Raw genomic sequence first — 22,494 nt, 5'->3', positions numbered from 1 at the left:
GAGCGCTGTTCCCTTTAGCTTTTTTAGTGGCCGCAATCATTAGTGGATTCAGCGCTTACTCTTACGTCAAAATGTCTAATGCCTATCCATCAGCGGGCGGCATTGCGATGTACCTGAAGAAAGCTTACGGGCGCACTACGATGACAGGAGCTTGCGCCCTGCTGATGGCTTTCTCAATGATCATCAACGAGAGCCTGGTGGCGCGAACTTTTGGCACATACACGCTTCAGCTTTTCAATGTAGGTGAGAATAGCTTTTGGGTGCCTGTGCTGGCCGTAGGATTAGTTGTATTTGCCTTCCTGGTTAACATTTCAGGAAACAAAATAATTGGGTCGCTTTCTCAGGTAACTGCATTTCTCAAAATTGGTGGCATTGTCGTCTTTGCGGCGATCGCACTTTGGGCAGCTGGGTTCTCTTTCGAGCCTAGTCTAAACTCAGGTGCCAGTAACGGTTTGCCAGGAAGCGGATTTCTGGCGGGTGTTGCGATTGCAATCCTAGCCTACAAAGGATTTACCACCATTACCAACAGCGGCGGCGAGGTCAAAGATCCGAACAAAAATGTTGGGCGAGCTATCATTGCATCGCTGTTGATTTGTACAGTGGTGTACTTGCTGGTTGCCTTTGCTGTAGCTGCTAACCTGCCATTAGATCGGATTATTGAAGCGAAAGACTTCGCCCTAGCAGAAGCGGCTCGACCCGCAATGGGACAGTATGGCGTTTGGTTTACGGTTGCGATTGCCATCATCGCCACAGCTTCTGGCATCATCGCCAGCATCTTTGCAGTCTCGCGAATGCTAGCGATGCTAACCGAAATGGAAATTATTCCTCACCGGCACTTTGGGCTACCTGGAGGCGTTCAGACACACATGCTGGTTTACACCGTCGTTTTAGCAGCAACCCTAGCCGCCTTCTTCGATCTCAGCCGCATCGCATCTCTCGGCGCTATTTTCTACCTAATTATGGATATTGCTATCCATTGGGGCGTTTTTCAAAATCTTCGAGAAGACGTTAGTGCGAATGGCGCAATCTTATTAACCGCTGCTGCACTAGACATTGTTGTTCTAGGCGCGTTCCTGATACTGAAAGGGACTTCTGACCCGACTATTTTGGCGATTGCAGTGCTGGGCCTAGCATTCACTTTCTTAGGCGAGCGGTTCTTTCTGAAAAGGACATAGAGCAGTGTCCGCTGAAAGTGTTATACCCAAAACTTTTCAAATCTGACCGAGAAATCAACAATGGCAAAGGATAAGTAGAATTCCATGCGTATACTTTTAGCAGAAGATGAGCCTGATCTGGGCAAAGCGGTTAAGCGCGTGCTGAATCAGGAAGGCTATGTTGTGGACTGGGCGCAGTCGGGCAATGAAGCGCTCGGTTTTCTAGAACAGGACGCTTCTATCTATGAAGTGGGCGTATTTGACTGGATGCTGCCAGAAATAACCGGCATTGAGCTATGCCAGTGGCTGCGGCGACGATCCATCGCGCTACCGGTGCTAATGCTGACGGCGAAGGACAAAATTGAAGACCGCATTACGGGGCTTGATGCGGGCGCGGATGACTATCTGGTAAAGCCGTTTAGTTTAGCTGAGTTGCTGGCTAGGCTGCGAGCATTGAGGCGGCGATCGCCTGAATTCAAATCGGCTCGGCTTCAAATCGGAGCGCTGTTGTTAGACTATGACCGTCGAATCGTTGTGCTTCATCCTGGTGAAGCCTTGGAAGAACTTATTGAGCTGACTCAGAAAGAGTTTTTGCTGCTGCGATACTTAATGGAGCATCCTAGTCAGATAGTGACCCGAGATCAGGTACTTAATCAGCTATGGGAAGTGGGCGCTGAACCCAACAGTAATGTCGTTGCTGCGCAGATGCGATTATTACGGCGTAAACTAGGAGAATACGGCTACCTAATCGAAACTGTTTATGGCATGGGATATCGTTTCAACCGTCTTGGGTAACTCTCCCATGAAGTCTTCTGGAAAATTGTCGGTCGGGCCAGCTAGTGGAGCGCAATATCAGCTATTTCGACGCTCTCGTTTGCGCCTAGCCATTTGGTATGCCGGAGTAATGGGGACGATTCTGACTCTGTTGGGCCTGGGCGTTTATCAAGCGATTGCCCACGCCCACGAAGTCACTATCGACCGCGAAATAAAGTCAGTCGCCGACGCCGTTCATGATGCTATTGAAGCTACCGTATCTAGTCCAGGGCAGCTCAGTCGAGTCCCGCCGCAGCTCCTTCCCGACCTGTGCCTATCGGCTGAAACTTGCTTAGGGCCACAGAATGGGCCACCCCATCGTTTGCAGCGAACCTATCAATACGACTACTACATTCGGATTGTAGACCCTGCCAGTAGACTGCTAGCAACGGGTGGTATTCGACCAGAAGGGTTACCTGTCACAGCGCCTTTCCCACCCTGGCAAGCCTTACAAGATGAAAAAGGCCAGGACTATCATCAGGTAGCGCTGGCCCTAGAAAACGAGAGTCAAGAAGTCTGGGCCTATTTGATGGTGGGTCGATCCTTTCAGGACTTCGATCAGTACCTATCTTCAGTACGTTGGAGTCTTTTACTGGGGCTGCTGCTCTCGCTAGCGTTGGTGACAGCGGCCAGCTGGTGGCTATCGGCACTGGCGATGCGTCCTATTTACCAGTCGTATTATCAAATTCAACAGTTTACCGCTGACGCTGCCCACGAGCTGAGAACGCCCCTAGCGGCTATTCGAGCAACGGCAGAGTCCGTGCTACGGTTGCCACATATCTCTGATAAAGAGGCTCAAGAGACGCTTACCGTTGTGAATCGTCAAAGTCAAAGACTTACTACGCTAGTAAGCGATCTACTTTTACTCTCTCGGCTAGATAGCAAACAGCGGCCCTTAGTAAAAAGTGCCTGTTGTTTACAAGATCTGATTAGCGACATTGTTGAAGAGATGGCGGCTTTTGCCATTGCCGAAGAGATTGCGCTAGCGATTGATTTTCAAACTCAAGTGCCCGTAGTTGTGTTTGGCGATGAGGAACAGCTTTATCGACTTGTGTTGAACCTAGTAAATAACGCCATCACCTACACCCCAGCAGGTGGGCAAGTGACGCTAACGCTCAAGCGCAAACAACAGCAGGCTTTGGTTTTAGTCAGTGACAATGGGATAGGCATTTCGCTTGAGCAACAGGCTAAGATTTTTGACCGCTTTTATCGAGTGGATGCGGCGAGGGCAGGACAGGCGGGTAATTCTGGATTGGGGTTAGCGATCGCCCAGTCCATAGCTAAATCTCATAGCGGCAGCTTAACCGTTGCCAGCCAGCTCAAGCAAGGCAGCACATTTGCTTTTTCATTGCCAGCCCTGCCGTAGTTCTAATAGTAAATTACTCATACATTATTTTGCGATAATCCATTTTGCCTACTACAAACTCTCTTCAACTAGAGCCAGCTTCGACTGCAACCAACCTTTAATGTCACTAACATATATATCCCATGCTGAAGTAGTGCTGACAAGATCAATTATTTTCGACAAGCCAGTTCTTCTATCCCAATCCAGCCTGCATATAATGTCGTCTACATACTTGTGGTCGTTGTTGACAGCTATAATCTGTTTTGCCACATTGACTATTTCAAGATGCTCATTATTGCTCGGACATAAGTCAATAATTATGCTATGAATGTACTTTTCAGGCTTTGTTCCTTCAGGAAGATTAAAACATTTTACTTTTGACAAACTAGATTCACGTAGTGATTTCGCATTGTTATCGCTGCCAGTTAAGACAGCTTTCAATTGCTTTATTTTATCTTCCTCAGTTCTATAGACGTCACCATCCAACACAAATATACTATTTTCGCAACTCTGCCCGCTAAGAACTAATCCGGCTAAAACAGTGAAACAATTAACTGCCGCGCCAAATCTTTGTATGGAGACATGTCTAGAAATACCTAACTGAGCTGCCGCTTTCTTAACTATCGCCACAGCGAGGTCGTCTTCGACAAAAATTTCGATCAGTCTAGGCTGAGTTCCTGTTAATCTATTGATTGCGTCGGGTTTTGTCTCATTGAAGCAAAGAGTCTTATCTGGCGTACCGAAAATATGTCTTATATTAATTAGATTAGACATTTCGAGAATAGATTCTCTGTGTGTTGTAAAAACTACTTGAAGACAGTGACTTTCTGCTCTTTCAGAAACAACTTCAATTAGGTTTTTCATCGCTGAATCATGTAATAAAAGATCGAGTTCGTCTATTAAAATAAGACTATATTTCTCAGCTCTAAATATTTTTTCTAATAGTAAAAATATCTTCTGCTCTCCGGCACTCATACTTAGTGCAGAATATCTAACTCCGTTTGCTTCAACACCAATGAATTTCTTCCCCTTACCGGAGTCGTGGATATTGTAAGCTGTATATTGTCTGTTAAGACACTGCGATGCCTTGCGCAGTATCAGATTTACGATGTCTTCGCTTACTTGGTTCGTTGAGTAGTGAATTCGCCCTTTCCGCTTTTCTGCTTCGATAAGCGGAACACAGCTATCAACACCAAAGTAATACACATTTCTTACAGGACGATTTACGTATCTTGGTTTCCATCTATCGCTACTTTTTCCGTAAATTTTTTCTACTCTGTCGTGGAGATTACGCTCTTGCTTATACGTATGGACGACTTTTAACTCACTACCTGTCCACAGTGCATCAGGATGGGGTAGGAAAAAATTGCTGAATTTGTAGTCCTCATGATCTTCATCCGATGGCTGAAAGCAGCAAGCGAGAGCGTGCAGAATAGTTGACTTTCCGTAACCATTCGGCCCAAGAATCCCAGTGATGTTTTTGCTTTCAAACGATATTGAAAAATCTTTGATATTTTTTAGTTTCTTTATCTCTAATTGATGTAGTCTCTGACTAGAAACCTGCATTTACTTCTGCTACATTCAAAGGTTGGTTTTATATGCCGTTTCGAGCTGCCCTCAGAGAATCGGGCAAGCAATTGGCGACATTTCAAAAGTTGTGTCTTCGTATTCTTGGTAGACAAAGGATACGGTATGGATGTAGGCAACCGCTAAATACAGTCCCTTGTCCATATAGATGTCTAACCGTCAGTACTTTAGCACTGAGAATTACGGAGGATGTAGCCCTGTCCTAATCCAAAACCGCCTTGTTTCTCGAATAGAATCTTCCTCAGAGTATCGAGTGTCATTTAAATCAAGACGAATACAAGTAGCGCGGCCTATGGGGGTGATGCCTGTAATGACAACACCTCGCTTTGCCCATACAAAGTGTTCGTCCCACTTCTGTGATCGCGGATTAAAAATAGGGACAATCTTCTGAGTGGTTGGATCAATCCCGGCAACAAAGTTGTATCTTCTTTCATTACAGCGACGACAAGCAAGGGCAAGGTTATCAACGTCGTCAGAGCCACCTAAAGATCTTGGGACAACATGATCCACTGTGAAGCGACTTGCACTCAAACGTTCCGAAGAACGGCAGTATTCGCACAAGTAAGCAGCTCTCTCTCGGACAATTTGCTTAAGTCTTTGATTAACCGGCATCTTGAGCCGCAAGCATCGCATTCATGTGAGTGAAAATGCGATCTAATTCCGAAACAGCTTCTAATTCGCTAACCTCATCAGGTGTGAGGCGATCTGCCTTTTTCTTATCGAGCAGGTCTTCCATACGAAACTGAAGTGACTCGCTAAATTTAAATAGCTGCCACTGCCCGACTGCTTCGAGCCGGATTTCGTGAATCAGTGATGACGGCTTGCTAATCGTTGTAACCATTGGCAACACTAAAATATCAACTTGAAAGAACTAGAAGTTCCTGCTTTCGCTTGGGTTCAAATTATAGCCTGTTTATAGGTACGTCTGGCCTTTAGCTCCCGTCTCGACACCTAAAGATAATCGCAGTAGCTGCATTGTGCGAACGACGCCTTTTGAGCGCGTAATAAATAGTGGCTAGATATAAGTACTCTCACGGATCTTAGCCAGGTTCAGCCCAATTTCATTCTCATTTCACAATCAGTCTTTATTGTTTAGATCAGCTTTGGTGGGTTACTGACCAATCGCTATCTGGCTAACGTCGTACTGCTATATCAATGAACCATTCTCCTGAATCTACTGAAACGCCAGCGGAACCTGTCCCGCCGGAGGTCGCATCGTTGAATGGATCGCTTCCCGTATCGGAAGAACCATTTGAGATCGCACCTGTCACTGAATACTCAGAGCCACCTGCTAAATCCTGGTGGAAAAAATCTGGCAAAACATTACTGGGGTTAGGCATATTTGCAGGTCTCTCCCTGGCTATTTTGGCGACCACTGGCATGTTCAAGATGATGAGCATGGATATGGAAGGTCATGACATGGGCGGCATGGATATGGAGGGTATGGATCATAGCGACATGATGGGAGTCGATGGCGCTTTTAACGCTACGCCTGTCACCGTGGAAGCGGTACAAGCTGGTAAGTTAGATGTCAGTGTGAACTACACCGGAGCGATTTATCCCTACACGGAGGTGACTGTCTATCCTCGGGTGGCAGGACAGCTTTCTAACTACGAGATCTATCCGGGCGATCGCGTCTCCGCCGGACAAACCCTCGCGACCTTAGATGCACTTGAGCGAGTTAGCCAAACTGGAGAAGCAGAAGCGACGGCACTAGCCCTTCGATCAGATGTACAGGCGACCCGAGCAGAAGTAGAAGAACAAAGGCAGCAGATCGATCAGGTGCAGGCTGACTTGGAATATTTGCGACTTCAGCGCGATCGCTTTGCCAGCCTGACCGCTGCTGGAGCCACCCCGCAAGATCAATACGATCTGTTGATTTCTCAGGTAGATGCCAAGGAATCGATGTTGCAAGGAGCCTACGCCAAGCTCGACCGCTTACAGGCACAAGTTACCAGTGACCAAGCCCTAGCCAGCCGTGCTGAGGCCCAATTAGAAGGGGCGTCAGCCTTTGAAAGCTATACACAAATTACGTCTCCTATCGGCGGCATCGTACAAGAGAGAATGGCCGACCCAGGCGTTGTTGTGCAGCCAGGAACGGGGATTTTCAAAATTGGTGACTATCAACAGGTGAGGCTGCGGGCGAATGTTGCTCAGCAGGATGCTAGCCGTATTCGCACAGGCACGCCGATTGTGGCTAAAATCCCAGGCACAGAGTCTGCGGGTGTTGTTCGCGGCCAGGTCACCAGCATTTTTCCACAAACAGATATGACCACGCGCACGGTCACCATTGAAGCCGTCGTAGACAATCCTAACGGGCAACTGCTCTCAGGTCAGTTTGTTGATATGGAGATTATCACCGAGCAGCGAGCGAATGCACTGTCTGTTCCGACTGCTGCGGTAACACAGTTCAACGGTGAATCAGCGGTTTGGGTGGTCAATGGCGAAACGGCACAGCGAAAAAGCGTGACGACGGGACTTGCCAGCAGTGACCGCATAGAAATTAAAGATGGTCTGGAAGCGGGCGAGCGGGTGATTACTTCTGGCTACCGCCGTTTGCGACCTGATGGCAAAGTTGCCATTGTCGATGAGCTGGGCAATCCAATGGAGAGTTTTGTGAGCACAGCACAGAGCAATCTTGATGTGGCGTTAGTAGGCACCGAGTCGGTGAAATCTGGTGCTAAGGCTGACTTTACGATTTTGCTCAAGGATGGTGAGAGCGGTGACCCGATTGCGATCGCTCCTGAAGATCTCGCCGTTAACCTCACCATGCCCATGAAAAACATGGCTCCCATGAGTGCCAAAGTTGATGTTGAGCCTTCTGACAAACCAGGAGAATTCAAAATCAACACTTTCCTGGGCATGAAAGGCGACTGGACGTTAGAAGCCACCGTCACAGATGTCGAACAGGCAGGCAAAGCCCGGCTTAGTCTGCCTGCTAAATAAGCCGAATCACAGACGGCTGCCCCTCACACTTTTTTGCAAACACACATTTACTTTTTCTGAATCAGACCTATGAAGAAACTCTTTTTTAGCCTGCTTGCCATTAGCTTCATTGCAACCGGTTGTGCCTCCAACTCAGCCTCTGATACTGCCGCTGCGCCTGATACCGATCAGACGTTTGAGGCTGCGTCCGACGATATGGAAGGCATGGACGACATGAAAGGGATGGAGGGTATGGAAAGCATGGAGTCTAGCAGCGAAGGCGACTATGAGTTTGCGCTAGTCACCCCTGAAACACTGCCATCTGGAGATGCAGAATTGGTTGTTGCTATTAAAGATGCAGTTACGGGCGAACCTGTTGCAACCGATAACCTGAGTGTCGATGTTTACATGATGCCGATGGATGGGATGGAAAAAATGACTGCTGAGTCTGAAGTGATGGCTGGCTCAGAACCCGGTACATACAATGTGAAAACTTATCTTGGAATGGCAGGCCCCTGGGTGGTTCACTCTGTTTTAGACGAAGGCGAGAAGACGGGTACAGGCCATCTCATGATTGAGGCTGAGTAAGCGCTTTCTCTGAAGCCTTCTTTTAATGTTAAAGAGGGCTTTAGAACTTATCGTTATTTTTCTCTTCCAATCGATAAATTTCTAACTTCACCATGAAAGAGTTTCTCACCCGCTGGTCAATCAAAAATCCGGTTGTGGTCACTGCCCTGTACATCGCGGTGATTATGCTGTCACTGCTGACGCTATTTCTATTGCCTGTACGGATGATGCCCTATGTGCAAAGCCCGCTGGTGTCAGTTGTCACTATGGTTCCGGGTGCATCACCCGAAGAAATAGAAACTTACGTCAGCAAACCGATTGAGCAGCGGCTGAGCGTTCTTGATGGGGTGCGCTTCATCCGCTCCAGTTCCCAAAAGGACAACTCCATTGTCACCATTCAGTTCGCCTGGGGTGGCAATGTGGATAAAGCCGTGCAGTCTGTACAAGGCATCATGACAGCGGCTGAAAGCGACTTACTCTTCGATGGTGTGAATTTTCGATCTTATTGGGTGTTGCCGATTGACCCGTTGAATAGGCCCGTGCTGACTTTAGCGCTTAAAGGAGAGAACTGGGATCCACTTCAGCTCAGAGAATTTGCCGATAATACTTTAGTAGATCGCCTGACTCAGGTAGAAGCTGTGCAAGCAGTGTCTATCTTTGGGGGCTATCGCCGCCAGCTTCAAATTGTGGTGAATCGCCAGCAGCTTGCCGCCTATGGCCTTTCTATCGTGCAGGTGCGAGATGCCATTGACGCTAACAACATCAGTCAGAGCGCCGGTACGCTGACCCAGGGCGATAGTGAGATATTGGTTCGCACGGACGAGCGGACGCTCAGCGCGGCTGAGGTGATGAACTACCCCGTTCTAGAACAGAATGGACGAGTGGTGTATGTGCGCGATGTGGCGACGGTAAAAGACACCTATGAAGAACGTCGCAGCGGCTATCGCTACAACGGTGACTCGGCGCTGGCCGTAAATGTCATTCAGCGGCCAGATTCTAGCTCACCACAAGTGATTGAAAGGGTTAGGGCAGAATTAGAAGATATCGCTAGCGAGTATCCTGGCATTGAGTTTCAAGAAGCTTACGACAACTCGTATTTGGTCAACCTCATTATCAACAGCACCTTTCAAGAGCTGCTTGTGAGTGTTGTTCTTGCGGGACTGGTGATTCTGGTCTTTTTAGAAGACTTTCGCGCCACGGCGATCATCATGATCTCTATTCCAACCAGTTTAGCGCTCTCGACATTGCCGTTTATCCCTATTGGCATGTCTCTGAATTCCTCTACGCTCATCGGCATGATGATGGCAATTGGAAAGCTGGTAGATGACTCGATTATCGTACTCGACTCGATTGATCAGAAGCTGAAGGCGGGTTTGATGCCGGTGAAAGCAGCCATTAAGGGAACAGGAGAAGTGTTTCTGGCGAGCGCAGCGGCGAGCTGCGTGATGATTGCGGCGTTGCTGCCGACTATTCTCTCGGGCGGGCTGACAGGTTTAATGTTTGTTGGCATTGTGTGGCCGATGGTGTTTGCCTTTATCGCTTCGCTGCTCGTGTCAATTACGCTGATTCCGTTGGTGGCTGCATTCACCCTCAAGCCGCATTCTGAGAAGCCCCAACGTCGTACCCGCTTGCAAGTGCTAACGACACCTGTACGCTATGGCTTTCGCAAGCTGGAGCAGGGCTATGCTTGGCTGCTGGATGTTTGTATGAGAAACAGAGAGATTACGCTGGCTGTTGCCGGTGCTTCTGTTGTTCTGGCAATCTCTCTCTTCACCTTTATTCCGCAGGAGATGATGCCTTTGGGCGATTCAGGCCAGTTCATGGCCACCCTAGAAATGGAAGCAGGCACTTCGTTTGAGGCCACCGACGTAGCCGCAGCTCAGTTTGAGCAGATTATTTTACAGCACCCCGAAGTAGAGAAAGTATCGGCGCAGGTAGGCTTCGAGCTAACGCGCAACAGCACCTACTTTACGGGCTACAGCATGGGCGGGGTAAATACAGCCTCCATGACGGTGACCATTACGCCTTTGACAGAGCGATCGCGCGACATCTGGCAAATTATGGACGGCATCGAAGCTGAGGCAAAACAAACGATTCCTGGCATTCGTCGAGTTGGTATCAAAGAAATGGGCGTAGACGTGATGGCTACCTCCGCCGCCCCAATTCAGCTAGCTGTGTATGGCGAAGATTTGGATGTGCTTCATCGACTAGCACGAGGCGTATTAGACATCGCCGAGGCGAATCCCGATATCTACATGCCATTTACCAGCTCGGCAATGACTCAACCTGAGTATCGGCTCAACATTGACCGCCGCCGTGCTCAGGAGCTGGGGCTGAATGTGCAGATGATATCTCAGCAGGCATACTACGCGCTGAATGGCGGCATGACTCGCCGCTACTACAATCGCCCCAATGTACGACAGAACTCTATCCTCGTTCGCTATGACGAGGAAGATCGCGGGACGATGCAGGATCTTTCGAGTACCTATATCACCACTAAAGATGGACAGCAGGTGCCATTGAGTACGGTGGCGACGCTGGAGCCGGAACAGGGGCCGACACTGATTGAGCATGTGAATGGTAATCGGGTGGTGTATGTGAACGGGTATTACCGGAAAAATGGGCCTGCTTCAATGGATTTGTCAATGGCGATCGCAATGCAAGCAGGCCAAGACCTCAACTTCCCACCCGGCTACGGCATCGACTCCATGGGAGACATGACCGATATGATGATTGAGTTTTCGCGGCTACTTAAGGGATTATTGGTTTCTCTCGTACTGCTCTACATCATTTTAGTCATTCAGTTCGGCTCATTCGTACAGCCGCTGGTGATGATGCTCTCTGTGCCCTTGCAGCTCGTGGGTGTGTTCGGCGCGTTGCTGTTGTTCAACCATACGCTGTCTACTGTCTCTATTTTAGGAATTGTGATCCTCTCCGGCGTTTCGCTGTCGGCGGCAATTCTGTTGTTGGAATTAATTTTGGCGAAGCGGAAGGAAGGGGTGCCGAGGGCGATCGCTATCCGAGAAGCTGGCCCTGTCCGATTGAAGGCCATCGTCATGACGACTTTCACCACCCTCATTGTGATTGTGCGGCTGGCCTTCTTCCCAGAAACTGGCATGGATGCTTATTCACCCATCGCCACTGTCATCTTAGGTGGACTCGTCATATCGACGTTGCTAACGCTGGTGGTAGTCCCTGTCGTGTATTCGTTTGTCGATGACGCGGCGGAGCTATTTAAGCGCTCGTCAAATCGTCGAGCTAAGAAGGCCAAACTATCGCGCCTAGAGCTTCCTTAGTCAAGGGGCTGTTGCTTATCGCCATCAGCCGAATATTGCCCGTACCTTTTTCTGCAAACAGCTTAGTGGTTGTGTGCCAGCACTTTTTCGTTTGCCTTATAGCCACTGAATTAAAACCTTAGTAAAGTCCATCTTCCTATGCGAATGTTTAAGTCCGCTGTTTGGTTGCTCCTAGCGATCGGCAGCTCATCTTTTTTCCTGTTGCCAGCTATTGCGATCGCCGCTGAAACTAAGCAAGAAAACCTCCCTGTGTTGGAAGAGGCTGATCCTTCTGCATCCCCGCCTACTGAAGCGGCAGAAGATCCCCCCGATTCTGATGAGATAACTAACCAAAACGAAGAGAACACTCAATTTTCTCTACCCACTAATGAAATAGAGATAAACGAACTACCAGATATTCTCTTTGCTGACCCTAATCCTCTGAATGTACCAATTATTCCTGAGGAAGTAGAGATAGATCGAAGTCCGGTTATTACTCTGGAGCAGGCAATAGAGCTGGCTTACCGTAATAGCCAGTCTCTACAAGCTGCGCTGCTGACGCTTGAGCAATCAGCGGCGGCTTTGGATGAGGCTAATGCTGCGCGGCTACCCACAGTATCTACAGGTGCTAACGTCACTTCTCAAGAGAGTAATGGCTCCACAATTTCAGGTCTTGGGCGTGTTGGCGGAAGCACAATCAACACTACGCTGAGTGGCTCTGTCGATGTTGCCTACGATATTTTGACTGGTGGCTCGCGAGCTGCCTCTATTCAAGCGGCCCAGTTGCAGCAGCAGATAAGTGCGTTGGCCTTGGAGACGCAGCAGGAACAGATTCGATTGACTACGACTAATTTGTATTACGCCCTGCAAGACGCGGGCGAGCAAATTCGCATTAACCAATCTTTTTTGAATGAAGCAGAGCGTAACCTTCGAGACTCTCAGCTTCGCCAAGAAGTGGGGGTGGGCACCCGGTTTGACGTGCTACGGGCTGAGGTGCAGTTCGCGAATGCTCGTCAATCACTGATTCAGGCGCAGAGTCAGCAAAGAATTGCCCGTCGCGATATTGCTCGTCTTCTAAACCTGCCGTCTACTGCAAGCTTAGAAGCAACCCCAGTAGCCGTTGCTGATAACTGGCCTCTCACATTAGAGGAAAGCATCATACTGGCTTTTCAAAATCGCGCTGAGCTAGAACAACAATTATTGCAGGCGGATATTAGCGAGCAGCAGCGACAGATTGCATTAGCCGCTGTTCGTCCTCGGGTAAGCCTGTTTGCTAACTACAGTCTTCAAGGGCAGCTAGATAGCAGTGACAGTTTTCAAGACAACTATTCCTTCGGTGCTCGTTTCAATATGACGCTATTTGATGGAGGTGCAGCGCGAGCAAGCGCCAGACAACAAGAACTGTCTGGCGAAATTTCTGAAGAACAGTTTAGTGAAACCCTTGACCAGGTTAGATTTGACGTAGAGCAAGCATACTTCAATTTGGAGTCTAACCAGGAGAACATCGCAACTTCTCAAGTCGCAGTTGCTCAAGCAGACGAAGCCTTGAACTTAGCAAACTTGCGATTGCAGGCTGGGGTAGGCACCCAGCTAGAAGTGTTAACGGCCCAAAGCGAACTTACTCAGGCCCAGGTTAATAACGTTGCCGCGATTTTAGGCTATAACCGAGCGCTGGCTGCGATTGAGAGGGCGATCAGTAACATTGAGATTGTCCTGTAAATGCTCTGGATTATAGTGCGTAGAGATTAGTGGCCACTGACAGTGGCGACTTTTACGCCAAAAAACCGCTCTAGCAGTGTTGAGTCTAAAAATGCATACAGTAGAGCAATTTTGAGAGACACTGCCAGAGCGGTGATATCAAGGAGCACAGATTTTAATCTAATGTGCGATTAGGTGTGAAAACCACCTTTCAGTCTTAGCTTTAGTTACTGCTAGTTGCTAACGAATGAAGGCGTCTTTCCTGTAGCGTGATGACTCCGTTGTTATCTATATCCATAACCTCTTTATTGTGAGAGCCTCGGGCCATTGCCGCAGGTGCAACAGATGCCGCAGCGATCAATAGAAAAAGGTTAGCAAGAAGAAAGCGTTTCATTTTAGATTCCTTATTGTGCGCGAAAATGGTGTGTGCAAATGATTCGTCAGGCGTTTTGGACTACCCAAAACGCCTCGTAAGTTGTTCATTGAGATTCATTTAGGCAAATGTCTCAACAAATTCTGTGATGTAAACAAGCGGTTGATCAAACGATCACAGGCTTAGTTAGAGCTGTAGTCCAAATAGTGAAGGCGCACTTCCTGTACGCTGACAACACCATCACCGTTGCGATCCATCGCGGAGCTGTGGTCTCTTCCTTGTGCAGAGGCAGAAGGTGCGATCGCTGCCGCAGACATCATCAAAAACAGGCTGGCCATCAAAAAACGTTTCATAATCGAAATCCTTATTAGCGTAGGTTGCTTTTGTGCAACTGTCTTCTACGATACGAAGTGAATGTGAAACCAGTGTGAAATCAGAGAACTTTCTCTCTTTTAGTTTACTTATCGTTGTATAGCGAAGTGGTCGCAAAATATGGTTTTTTCAGGAATGACAAACATCACGATATGCCAGTAGCTAACTGACACAGATGTACAAACAGGCGGTTTGCTCGCCAATCGAAGTTTTATGTGATTACTGCTACTCATGAACGGCAGGCATCAACAACTCTATCTTCTGAGGTTCTAGAGCAATCTCTTTCTCTCTGAGCTGAGCTGTTTCTCCAACGGTTGCAGAAAATAGTAGAAAAGCGCCCATCCCAATCATAATGGCATTTTCCAAAAAGCTAACAACGCCTAAAGGTGCCTTAGAGTTACCGCCTACACAGGCGCAGTTCAGTTCCAGTTTGTCTATGTAGACAGCCTTAAATACAGAGATTGCGCCGTTAGTACCCAGCAGCAGCGAACCAATACCTGTTGCGACAGGTGCAACGCCAGAAAGAAATCCAAGTCCTAGCAGTAGTTCTAAAAAGGGAAATGCTTTCGCATACGGCTTTGCTTGCTGCGTAATCAGATCGTATTTTTCAAAGCTTTCAGTAAAAGACTCTATATCCATCAGCTTGAGGGAAGCCAGCATCGAAAGCGAGACGCCCATAAATCCAGGAATGCCCAAAGCTGCGGCCCATGCGACTAATCCTGCTGTTGAAAATATAGCTACAACAGGTGTGTAGGAGTACTCTGCCTCCTCAGCTTCAACATCAAAGTATTCTGCTAAGTCGCTGTATCCACCAATACGCCGATCGTCGAAGAAAATCTGTGGTGTCGCAGCTACATTGTGCTTTGCCTTAAAGTCTTCTACTTCAGATTTAGACGTAAGCCTGTGATCTTCAAATTCAATCTCCTTCTCTTTCAGCAGACTAATTGCTTTCAGTCCCCAAGGACATTCATGCTCTGGCATAGACATCCGGTATAAACGAACCTTTTGCGCTGTTTTAGCTTCTTGCACTCTGCTAGCTGTCGTCATAGATAATTCCTTTCTTTTCCGTATGTACGGCTACACCTTTTAAAGGGTGTAGCCGTGACGATATTTTTCTTCGCGTAATACGCCAAATTTACAACGAGATCAACTTATCACACACCTATCAAATGGACTAGCAAAGATCCCCATCTTTCAGAGTAGTGGCATTTCATCCTGATTTCACAATTGCATGGTAAACAATGCTGGTCACTGTTCGTAAGGTGCAATCTCTTGCCAGCTATAGTCCATGTATTTAGCCATTGCAGCGATAATATTACGCCAGTTGCTTCGGATTAAAACGTAGTTGTCCGCTCCTATTTCCAGATCGTCAACGGTTTCAATGCCGTTTTGTTGGATCACCTTAGCCGCTTCAAAGTACCAATGTCGCCATTCCTGTCTTTGTTCAGTCGAGTCTATCTGTTGTTTGTCCAAGAAAGAGTTGGAAAGCTGGACTAACATATCTAATCCACCCTTTTCTAGTCCCGTAACAGCATCTGAATTTATAAACGGCTGATGTATGTGTGGATGTAGAGCGCTTTTTATCAGAGCTGCTAAGTCCAAGCTAATCAGCGCTATGCGAGCAAGTGCGTAGTGTGGTTCTGGAAACCGAAAGTAGTGGAGGACAGGATAGGCGTGGTGAGACTCTAGTAGGAATAATAAATCGCGCGTGATGCTTGAAATTTCTGACATCGCAGGCTCAAAGTTGCTGTACCCTTTCAGCCGTATTAGTAGGGCCGCTGCGTTGGCTTCATCTCCTGAACGATGATGTAGGCTGAGCGCAAAGCTATTGCGGCGAGTTAGCGCATTATAAACCGACAGCAGATAGGTAAGCGCTGCTGTGATGATAGAGAATCCAATAGCAGCTTCCAATACGGTTACAAATCGCCAGAATCCAGTTTTGGGTACAAGATCGCCTACCCCCAGCGTCGTCAGGGTGTAGCCGCTGTAGTAGAAAGCAGTTGCAAAATCGGTTGATGTTTTGCCGCTGCTGGCCTGAATACCCGTGCCTAATGCAGGCCAAAGGAAGAGTGCAAACCCAATGGCAGTTGTGCAGACCCAGAAGGATGCGATCGCTACCAATAAAGTCGGCCCGCAGTAAGACAACACATCCTGCTTGCGGAACCCTGGCAAATGAGACAGCCATCGAAATAATTGCCATATGCCCTTGCTTAACTGCAAGCTGACAACGCTCTTACCCGTGCGGGGATAAAGCACCGTCAGATATACATCTACGAGGGCGATGAGAATGATACCGATTCCTAAAATTTGCCAGAAAATTTTAAACAGCACAGAAATTAGTTCCGCTAGCAATAAACCACTTATCCTTTCGATTTACTTTGCTGATAGAACTTTTGACCAGAAGTCCGTACAACAGATTAATCGCTCTGACTTAAATCTGTTGTACGAGATGTATCTCAACGTCCCAATGGTTATTGGAATTTAGCATAAGAGCACTAAGCTGAAACTGCGACTTTCGCAATCTGACGATAAGCTTCAGCAGCCGTGCGACAAGCCTCAGCGCACTTTTTACAGTGGCTAGAACTGTGCTTTTCACATTCATTAGCACAGGTCTCGCATACTTCAGCGCAAGCTTTCGCATGAGGTGCAATAAAGTAAGAACCACGCACCATCAGCGTTGCCAAACTACGACAGCCCTCAGCCGTGTCTAAACACATTCGAGCACACTTTGTCATATCAGGATTGCCCATGCAGGCTTCGGCGCAGTGTTCGCACTCCACCATACAGGCGATTGCTTTATCGAAGCTAGATTGGTATTCCTCGTGTTGAAGAAGCATAATGTTGTCCTTGAAAGGGGTACATACAAGAAGTAACAAAGCTTACCTGTGCGTACACCACCCTTTCGAGAGAACAACAACTTCTCCCTTTCGAGATAAGCTCATTTCATCCTGATTTCATAATTGAGTGCTAAAGACAGACTGTCAGCACTTATTTTCTGCGAAATTACCAGCTTTTCATCGCTGTTTCATATTCTACTGCCAGAATGTATTTGATTGACGGTGTTCTATTGAAAAACTTCTGAAAATGGCTTGACTCTACAGCTAGCTAGAGGAATTAAGATTATATGCGAGTCAAAATCGTCCTACAACAAACTCTGATAGGGCACTTCCACAACATGATGAGGACATCTAATGAATAGCAAATTTATCGCTGGCCTGCTAACAGGCATCGTTTCTACTCTCCTACTTGGGGGGCTGCTAATGGGGGGCATGATGAGCAGAGGCGGCATGATGAGGCAAGACGGCATGATGCAAAATCAAGGGAGCCAAGACTTACCCTCCAGTCACGGCTGAAAGTGAGCATAGGACTGACCGTAAGCTTCCAGTATCCGTAAGCAACCCATCTAATTAATTGATAGAAAATTTAGTTGAAAATCCATGAGATCGATAAAACGAAGAGACTTTTTACGACTGAGTGCAGGAACCACGGCAGCGATGCTGCTATCCCAGTGCGCTAGGTCGCAACCAATTTCTTCTACGCCCGTTTCTGGGCCTATTCAGTTTCAAACCTACAAGAGCGAAGGCGGGTTGCTCAGCTTAGATTTGGAGGCTAAAGCTCAATCAGTACAATTAGGCGATCGCACTGCCAACCTACTCGCCTACAACGGTACTGTCCCCGGCCCGCTGCTAGAAGCCAAGCCTGGAGATAAAGTCCAAATTCGCTTTACTAACCAACTTGACCAGCCGACTAATATTCACCACCACGGCTTGCACATTCCGCCCACCGGTTCGGGTGACAACGTATTTCTAGAAATCTCTCCCGGCAAAAGTCACACCTATGAGTACCAAATTCCCGATACTCACCCAGCGGGCACCTTTTGGTATCACCCTCATAAGCACGGTCTAGTCGCCGAACAGCTCTTCGGCGGACTCGCTGGCCTTTTCATTGTTCGTGGTGAGCTGGATGAGATTCCTGAAGTTAAAGCCGCTAAAGAAGAGTTTCTAGTCCTCAAAGATTTTGCTTTAGACAGCAACGGTAACATCTCTGATACTGGTCACATGGCAGCAATGACAGGTCGCGCAGGTGGTTTACTCACAGCTAGCGGGCAAGTCAACCCAGCGATGACGATTTCAAAAGGCGGACTATTGCGGCTGAGATTGTTGAATGCTTCCCCTTCTCGATTCTTTCGATTATCGCTAGAAGATCATCCGCTGCATTTGATTGCCACAGATGGCGGTGCGATCTCATCTCCTGCTGAGCTAAGCGAGGTTGTATTGGCCCCTGGCGAGCGGGCTGAGGTACTGGTACAGGGCAGTCAAAAACCTGGCGAATATCGCTTACTCAATCAACCTTTCAACCCTGCACAAGGCGGCATGATGGGTGGAATGATGGGCGGCAACCAAAGCTCAGGCAGATCTGAAACGGTAGCAACTCTTACCTACGAAGGCAGTACTGAAGAGATTCCCTTACCCACTCAGCTTATTGCCATTGAGCCACTGCCAGAACCACAGACTACCCGGCAGTTCACGCTGAATCATGGCATGGGTGGCGGCGGCATGATGATGGGCGGTGGCATGGTGTTTATGATTAATGACAAAGCTTATGACCCGTCTCGCATCGACACTCAGGTGATGCTCAATACGGTTGAGGATTGGGAGATTACGAATACTGGCTCAATGGCTCATCCCTTCCACGTTCACACCAACAAGTTCCAAATCATCAGCCAAAATGGTCAGCCTGTGCCCTATCCCGCTTGGAAGGATGTGGTATCGGTTAGCCCTGGAGAAACTGTCTGTATTCGGATGGCCTTTCGCGACTACACGGGTAAAACGGTCTACCACTGTCATGTACTCGACCATGAAGATCGCGGCATGATGGGGACTTTGGAAATACAACAAGCTTGAAAACTATAGAAGAGGCTAAACCATGTTTAAGAAAATTGGTAAACAACTACTGTCACCTGTTGGACTGGGACTACTTTTCTGTGTAGGGCTATTGGTAGTTATTTTCTCTGCCCAAAGCTGGTCTTTGCTACCTGCCTATGCACCTTATGCAATCCTGCTGCTCTGCCCGCTGATGCATTTGTTTATGCACAGAGGAATGCACAGCCACGGTGCCGAATCACAAGGCCAGCTACAAAAAACAAAAATAGAGGAAGATTAATGGAATTTGAATTTAACTATGTCCGACTATTCGTAAAAGATTACAAGACCTGTCTCAATTTCTACAGCAGTGTATTGGGCTTAGAAGCAACCTTTGCTTCCGATATGGACGAATATGCTGAGTTGACGAATGGAGACATCAAGCTAACCCTGTTGAGCCAAAAACAGGCAACCGGCCATTTTATTAGCAGTCCCGCGCTTACTTTTGGGCAGAAAGATGATGGGACTGCTCTAAGCTTTCGTGTAAAAGACGTTGATGAAGCTTGTGATTATCTCAAGTCCAAAGATGTGGAAGTGGTGAGTCCGCCCTGCAATTTTGCTGATTGGGGAATAAAAGCAGCCTTAGTTCGAGATCCTGGCGGCAACCTAATTGAGCTAATGCAAACAGGCGATATGGTAGGCGCAGACTCCAACGGATAAGACGCTCAGGTTGAACGTAAGGCAAAGGTAATGGCTAAAAAGAGAAGGCGACTAAGCGCTTTGTTTAATAGACAGAACACACTCGCACTGGGCGTTTTGTTGCTATCTTTGCTGGTCTATGCGTGGGTTTCTACTCAGGCAGATGCGAACCTACTCACGCCCGAAGGATTGCAGCAAGCTGTCACAGATGCTGGTATCTGGGGCGTATTAGTCTACATCGCGGTCATTGCCTTAGCTGTAGTGATGAGTCCTATTCCGGGTGCGCCTTTGACAATTGCAGCAGGCGCAGTCTGGGGCGCTATTCCTGCCGGTATTTACAGTGTCATTGGTGGCTTTTCAGGTAGTCTGATTGCCTATTTTATTGGGCGATCGCTCGGACGCTCAGCGGTAAAATCGCTGACGGGTAAAATCATCTACTTCTCAAAAGAGAAAGGAGAATGGCTACTCGGAGGGCTGATCTTTGTGACTCGACTGCTGCCAGTCTTGTCTTTCGATTTGATCAGCTATGGGGCCGGACTTGCGGGTTTATCTTTGCCTATATATGCTTCATCAACGCTGCTAGGCATGATCCCATCAACGTTGCTACTGACTTATTTAGGAGAGTCTTTTACGCTAGGTGCTGGCGCAGCAATCTCGCTCTCTATTCTCTTCGTCATCCTCCTAGTACTTCTACCGTGGGGCATTCGTCGATACAACTGGTTTGGTTTGCGAGATGTTGTTCGTATCGAGTAGTTGTTTGTTAAAGACCTGAAGCAAAACTTAGCTTATATAATCAAGAAGGCACATGCAATTTCAACCATCAAGACGCCTTCCACCTGGGCCTAAAGGTATTCCTTTGTTCGGCGTCTTGTTCGACTATAACCAAGATCCGACTGGGTTTTCCCTGCGGTGCGCTCAAGAATTTGGAGACATTACGCTTTTACCTTTTGGGCCGCTAAAGGTTTATCTTCTTGCTAATCCCGAGCATGTTAGTGAAGTGCTCAACCACAAAAGCCATTGCTTTATCAAAGGTGTCTCTATACAGAGCTTGAAGAGTAGCTTAGGAGAAGGGTTGCTTACCAGCGAGGGAAACTTCTGGAAACGTCAGCGTCGGTTGACGCAGCCAGCATTTCACCGAGAGCGACTTGCTGGATATGGCGATATTATGACAGCCGCTGCCGAGACGACAATGCGCCAGTGGCAAGACGGCGAGATTCGAGATATTCACGCAGATATGATGCAGCTAACCCTGTTGATTGTTGCCCAGTCGCTATTCGGCACCGATATTGCTGATAAAACGCCTATTATCGAGTCGGCCTTAGATGCTGTTCTGGTGCATTTCTCAAATCAGCTGAATACTTTCTTCTTACTGCCAGAGTGGGTGCCAACCCCTGACAATATTCAGTTCTGGCAAAAGCTTCACCAGATGGATGAGGTTATTTATGACATTATTCGTCAGCGCAGACTGGCAAAAGAAGCGAAGTCCGATCTGCTGACCATGCTGCTGCAACTAGAGACTGAAGATGGCGATCACATGAGCGATCGCGAAATCCGAGACGAGGTAGTTACCTTAATGATGGCTGGGCATGAAACCACTGCGCTTGCGTTGACGTGGACATGGATGCTTTTAGCTCAACATTCTGAGGTAGAAGAGAAGCTGTGCGAAGAAATTAAAACTGTTCTTCAGGGGCGATCGCCCACCGCCGCCGACGTTTCTCAACTGACATATGCAAACTGGGTACTAAAGGAATCAATGCGGCTGTATCCGCCTGCCTGGGGCACCAGTCGGCAAGTGATAGAAACAATAAAGCTCGGTGACTACACGCTAGAACCTGGAGATACCGTCTTCGTCAATCAATGGGTTATGCATAGAGACCCTCGCTTTTTTGAGCGCCCTGAACAGTTTCAACCCGAGCGCTGGGCCGACGGTTTTGAGCAGCGTTTGCCAAAAGGCGTTTACTTTCCGTTTGGAGATGGCCCTCGTGGGTGTATCGGCAAGGGTTTTGCGATGATGGAATCGGTTTTGCTTTTGGTTGCGATCGCTCAAAAGTTTCGTCTTACATTAGATCATCAGCACCCTATTGAACTACAGCCTTCTATTACGCTCCGGCCTAAATTTTGCATGAAGATGTGCTTACAAAAGAGAGAGATTAAGTTTGAGCGCCCTAGCACGTAAATATGAAATCAGAATGAAATGAGGGCACTTCGGAAGAATGAACTCCCTTCGCATTCTTTGGTTTTATATACTTCACAGGTTAGATGCAAGCATATCTAGCCATTTCTTACTGTTAAAGCCTACCCTTCTACAACATTGATCTAAACAGCTATGAAAAGCCAAACAATGTCCGCTCGAAATGAAAAAATGTCTATGGGTAAGTATGGAAAATTTGCCGCAATGACTGCAACGTCTACTGTTGTGATGTTCGGACTAATGTATCTAAACACTTACCAATTAGACCATCTCTATTTCAGCGAGACGAGAGCTTATATGGCAGTTGTCATGGGTGCAGCTATGGCCGGTATTATGCTTGGATTCATGCTGAACATGTATAGCAACCGAAAAACAAACATCAGCATTTTTGTGGGAAGTATTCTAGTCTTTGTAATCTCGCTTTGGCTTGTTCGCTCTCAGGTTACCGTGGGTGATGTTGCCTGGATGAAAGCAATGATTCCGCACCATTCGATTGCTATTTTAACGAGTGAGCGTGCCAATATCTCAGACCCGCGTGTTCAAAAGCTCGCTGATGAGATTATCGAAGCACAGGTTAGAGAGATCGCTGAAATGAAAGCGCTAATTCAGGATTTAGAGAATAAATAGAAAGAA

General features: G+C 47.7%; 22 protein-coding genes. 14 read left to right on the top strand and 8 right to left on the bottom strand.

The annotated features are described in order from the left end of the window. The 3 genes from IQ256_RS15215 to rppB form a co-directional block, all read left to right on the top strand. The coding region (locus tag IQ256_RS15215) for an APC family permease (RefSeq protein ID WP_193856399.1) at nucleotides 1-1,175 on the top strand (1,175 nt) is incomplete at its 5' end. Between the two features lie 84 nt (nucleotides 1,176-1,259). After that, nucleotides 1,260-1,949, top strand: a complete 690-nt coding sequence (gene rppA / locus IQ256_RS15210) for a two-component system response regulator RppA (protein ID WP_193856398.1) — start codon at nucleotides 1,260-1,262, stop codon at nucleotides 1,947-1,949. 7 nt (nucleotides 1,950-1,956) lie between these two features. Next, complete coding sequence (rppB, locus tag IQ256_RS15205) at nucleotides 1,957-3,333, top strand: two-component system sensor histidine kinase RppB (RefSeq protein WP_193856397.1); 1,377 nt, start codon at nucleotides 1,957-1,959, stop codon at nucleotides 3,331-3,333. 51 nt (nucleotides 3,334-3,384) lie between these two features. Here the strand turns inward: rppB and IQ256_RS15200 are convergent, their stop codons facing one another. The 3 genes from IQ256_RS15200 to IQ256_RS15190 form a co-directional block, all read right to left on the bottom strand. Then, nucleotides 3,385-4,878, bottom strand: a complete 1,494-nt coding sequence (locus tag IQ256_RS15200) for an AAA family ATPase (protein ID WP_193856396.1) — start codon at nucleotides 4,876-4,878, stop codon at nucleotides 3,385-3,387. A gap of 201 nt (nucleotides 4,879-5,079) precedes the next feature. Then, complete coding sequence (locus IQ256_RS15195; RefSeq protein ID WP_193856395.1) at nucleotides 5,080-5,511, bottom strand: HNH endonuclease; 432 nt, start codon at nucleotides 5,509-5,511, stop codon at nucleotides 5,080-5,082. After that, nucleotides 5,501-5,740, bottom strand: a complete 240-nt coding sequence (locus IQ256_RS15190) for a hypothetical protein (RefSeq protein ID WP_193856394.1) — start codon at nucleotides 5,738-5,740, stop codon at nucleotides 5,501-5,503. The genes IQ256_RS15195 and IQ256_RS15190 overlap by 11 nt, the downstream gene beginning before the upstream one ends. A gap of 314 nt (nucleotides 5,741-6,054) precedes the next feature. Here IQ256_RS15190 and IQ256_RS15185 point away from each other — a divergent pair, with 314 nt between their 5' ends. The 4 genes from IQ256_RS15185 to IQ256_RS15170 all read left to right on the top strand — a co-directional run bounded on the left by IQ256_RS15185 (nucleotide 6,055) and on the right by IQ256_RS15170 (nucleotide 13,385). Then, on the top strand, nucleotides 6,055-7,845 hold the full coding sequence (locus tag IQ256_RS15185) for an efflux RND transporter periplasmic adaptor subunit (protein WP_193856393.1): 1,791 nt from the start codon (nucleotides 6,055-6,057) through the stop codon (nucleotides 7,843-7,845). A gap of 69 nt (nucleotides 7,846-7,914) precedes the next feature. Beyond that, nucleotides 7,915-8,412: a FixH family protein gene (locus tag IQ256_RS15180; protein ID WP_193856392.1), complete on the top strand. Its 498-nt coding sequence runs from the start codon at nucleotides 7,915-7,917 to the stop codon at nucleotides 8,410-8,412. 92 nt (nucleotides 8,413-8,504) lie between these two features. Next, complete coding sequence (locus tag IQ256_RS15175; RefSeq protein ID WP_193856391.1) at nucleotides 8,505-11,687, top strand: efflux RND transporter permease subunit; 3,183 nt, start codon at nucleotides 8,505-8,507, stop codon at nucleotides 11,685-11,687. Between the two features lie 138 nt (nucleotides 11,688-11,825). After that, nucleotides 11,826-13,385, top strand: a complete 1,560-nt coding sequence (locus IQ256_RS15170; RefSeq protein WP_193856390.1) for a TolC family protein — start codon at nucleotides 11,826-11,828, stop codon at nucleotides 13,383-13,385. Nucleotides 13,386-13,587: 202 nt separating this feature from the next. Here IQ256_RS15170 and IQ256_RS15165 read toward each other — a convergent pair whose 3' ends face one another. The 5 genes from IQ256_RS15165 to IQ256_RS15145 form a co-directional block, all read right to left on the bottom strand. Next, nucleotides 13,588-13,758 (bottom strand): hypothetical protein, encoded by a 171-nt coding sequence (locus IQ256_RS15165; RefSeq protein WP_193856389.1) that lies wholly within the window; start codon nucleotides 13,756-13,758, stop codon nucleotides 13,588-13,590. Nucleotides 13,759-13,919: 161 nt separating this feature from the next. Beyond that, entirely contained in the window at nucleotides 13,920-14,090 is a 171-nt protein-coding gene (locus IQ256_RS15160; protein ID WP_193856388.1) for a hypothetical protein, read from the bottom strand. A 244-nt stretch (nucleotides 14,091-14,334) separates the two neighbouring features. Then, nucleotides 14,335-15,156, bottom strand: coding sequence for a MauE/DoxX family redox-associated membrane protein (locus IQ256_RS15155; RefSeq protein ID WP_193856387.1), 822 nt, complete (start codon nucleotides 15,154-15,156; stop codon nucleotides 14,335-14,337). Nucleotides 15,157-15,357: 201 nt separating this feature from the next. Beyond that, nucleotides 15,358-16,440 carry a potassium channel family protein gene (locus IQ256_RS15150; protein ID WP_370623455.1) on the bottom strand — a complete coding sequence of 361 codons (1,083 nt, stop codon included), beginning with the start codon at nucleotides 16,438-16,440 and terminating at the stop codon, nucleotides 15,358-15,360. Between the two features lie 164 nt (nucleotides 16,441-16,604). Next, nucleotides 16,605-16,946 (bottom strand): four-helix bundle copper-binding protein, encoded by a 342-nt coding sequence (locus IQ256_RS15145; protein WP_193856386.1) that lies wholly within the window; start codon nucleotides 16,944-16,946, stop codon nucleotides 16,605-16,607. A 354-nt stretch (nucleotides 16,947-17,300) separates the two neighbouring features. On the opposite strand from IQ256_RS15145, the gene IQ256_RS15140 reads away from it, so the two are divergent. From IQ256_RS15140 to IQ256_RS15110, 7 genes are all read left to right on the top strand, one after another. Beyond that, on the top strand, nucleotides 17,301-17,462 hold the full coding sequence (locus IQ256_RS15140) for a hypothetical protein (RefSeq protein WP_193856385.1): 162 nt from the start codon (nucleotides 17,301-17,303) through the stop codon (nucleotides 17,460-17,462). An 84-nt stretch (nucleotides 17,463-17,546) separates the two neighbouring features. After that, a complete protein-coding gene (locus tag IQ256_RS15135) occupies nucleotides 17,547-19,013 on the top strand; it encodes a multicopper oxidase family protein (protein WP_193856384.1) in 1,467 nt (488 codons plus the stop codon). A 22-nt stretch (nucleotides 19,014-19,035) separates the two neighbouring features. Beyond that, the gene (locus tag IQ256_RS15130) at nucleotides 19,036-19,272 is read left to right on the top strand and encodes a DUF2933 domain-containing protein (protein WP_193856383.1); all 237 of its coding nucleotides are present in this window, start codon (nucleotides 19,036-19,038) and stop codon (nucleotides 19,270-19,272) included. Then, a complete protein-coding gene (locus IQ256_RS15125; protein ID WP_193856382.1) occupies nucleotides 19,272-19,691 on the top strand; it encodes a VOC family protein in 420 nt (139 codons plus the stop codon). Before IQ256_RS15130 ends, IQ256_RS15125 begins: the two co-directional genes overlap by 1 nt. 30 nt (nucleotides 19,692-19,721) lie before the next feature. Then, nucleotides 19,722-20,423, top strand: coding sequence for a TVP38/TMEM64 family protein (locus IQ256_RS15120; protein WP_193856381.1), 702 nt, complete (start codon nucleotides 19,722-19,724; stop codon nucleotides 20,421-20,423). 52 nt (nucleotides 20,424-20,475) lie between these two features. Beyond that, nucleotides 20,476-21,846 carry a cytochrome P450 gene (locus IQ256_RS15115; RefSeq protein WP_193856380.1) on the top strand — a complete coding sequence of 457 codons (1,371 nt, stop codon included), beginning with the start codon at nucleotides 20,476-20,478 and terminating at the stop codon, nucleotides 21,844-21,846. 150 nt (nucleotides 21,847-21,996) lie between these two features. Continuing rightward, nucleotides 21,997-22,488: a DUF305 domain-containing protein gene (locus IQ256_RS15110; protein ID WP_228024910.1), complete on the top strand. Its 492-nt coding sequence runs from the start codon at nucleotides 21,997-21,999 to the stop codon at nucleotides 22,486-22,488. The last annotated feature ends 6 nt before the right edge of the window (nucleotides 22,489-22,494 follow it).

Origin of the sequence: cf. Phormidesmis sp. LEGE 11477 (assembly GCF_015207105.1) — a bacterium.
In the GTDB taxonomy this organism is placed as follows: domain Bacteria; phylum Cyanobacteriota; class Cyanobacteriia; order Phormidesmidales; family Phormidesmidaceae; genus Phormidesmis.
The sequence above is the reverse complement of the archived record's forward strand: the minus strand, read 5'-3'. Positions and strand labels throughout refer to the sequence as shown.

What these genes read in the sequence shown, in the direction of transcription:
- IQ256_RS15155 (WP_193856387.1), bottom strand. Translation starts at nt 15,156, where the DNA reads ATGACGACAGCTAGCAGAGTGCAAGAAGCTAAAACAGCGCAAAAGGTT.
- IQ256_RS15140 (WP_193856385.1), top strand. Translation starts at nt 17,301, where the DNA reads ATGAATAGCAAATTTATCGCTGGCCTGCTAACAGGCATCGTTTCTACT.
- IQ256_RS15145 (WP_193856386.1), bottom strand. Translation starts at nt 16,946, where the DNA reads ATGCTTCTTCAACACGAGGAATACCAATCTAGCTTCGATAAAGCAATC.
- IQ256_RS15130 (WP_193856383.1), top strand. Translation starts at nt 19,036, where the DNA reads ATGTTTAAGAAAATTGGTAAACAACTACTGTCACCTGTTGGACTGGGA.
- IQ256_RS15135 (WP_193856384.1), top strand. Translation starts at nt 17,547, where the DNA reads ATGAGATCGATAAAACGAAGAGACTTTTTACGACTGAGTGCAGGAACC.
- IQ256_RS15160 (WP_193856388.1), bottom strand. Translation starts at nt 14,090, where the DNA reads ATGAAACGTTTTTTGATGGCCAGCCTGTTTTTGATGATGTCTGCGGCA.
- IQ256_RS15180 (WP_193856392.1), top strand. Translation starts at nt 7,915, where the DNA reads ATGAAGAAACTCTTTTTTAGCCTGCTTGCCATTAGCTTCATTGCAACC.
- IQ256_RS15165 (WP_193856389.1), bottom strand. Translation starts at nt 13,758, where the DNA reads ATGAAACGCTTTCTTCTTGCTAACCTTTTTCTATTGATCGCTGCGGCA.
- IQ256_RS15195 (WP_193856395.1), bottom strand. Translation starts at nt 5,511, where the DNA reads ATGCCGGTTAATCAAAGACTTAAGCAAATTGTCCGAGAGAGAGCTGCT.
- rppB (WP_193856397.1), top strand. Translation starts at nt 1,957, where the DNA reads ATGAAGTCTTCTGGAAAATTGTCGGTCGGGCCAGCTAGTGGAGCGCAA.
- IQ256_RS15120 (WP_193856381.1), top strand. Translation starts at nt 19,722, where the DNA reads ATGGCTAAAAAGAGAAGGCGACTAAGCGCTTTGTTTAATAGACAGAAC.
- IQ256_RS15125 (WP_193856382.1), top strand. Translation starts at nt 19,272, where the DNA reads ATGGAATTTGAATTTAACTATGTCCGACTATTCGTAAAAGATTACAAG.
- IQ256_RS15190 (WP_193856394.1), bottom strand. Translation starts at nt 5,740, where the DNA reads ATGGTTACAACGATTAGCAAGCCGTCATCACTGATTCACGAAATCCGG.
- rppA (WP_193856398.1), top strand. Translation starts at nt 1,260, where the DNA reads ATGCGTATACTTTTAGCAGAAGATGAGCCTGATCTGGGCAAAGCGGTT.
- IQ256_RS15185 (WP_193856393.1), top strand. Translation starts at nt 6,055, where the DNA reads ATGAACCATTCTCCTGAATCTACTGAAACGCCAGCGGAACCTGTCCCG.
- IQ256_RS15175 (WP_193856391.1), top strand. Translation starts at nt 8,505, where the DNA reads ATGAAAGAGTTTCTCACCCGCTGGTCAATCAAAAATCCGGTTGTGGTC.
- IQ256_RS15110 (WP_228024910.1), top strand. Translation starts at nt 21,997, where the DNA reads ATGAAAAGCCAAACAATGTCCGCTCGAAATGAAAAAATGTCTATGGGT.
- IQ256_RS15115 (WP_193856380.1), top strand. Translation starts at nt 20,476, where the DNA reads ATGCAATTTCAACCATCAAGACGCCTTCCACCTGGGCCTAAAGGTATT.
- IQ256_RS15170 (WP_193856390.1), top strand. Translation starts at nt 11,826, where the DNA reads ATGCGAATGTTTAAGTCCGCTGTTTGGTTGCTCCTAGCGATCGGCAGC.
- IQ256_RS15200 (WP_193856396.1), bottom strand. Translation starts at nt 4,878, where the DNA reads ATGCAGGTTTCTAGTCAGAGACTACATCAATTAGAGATAAAGAAACTA.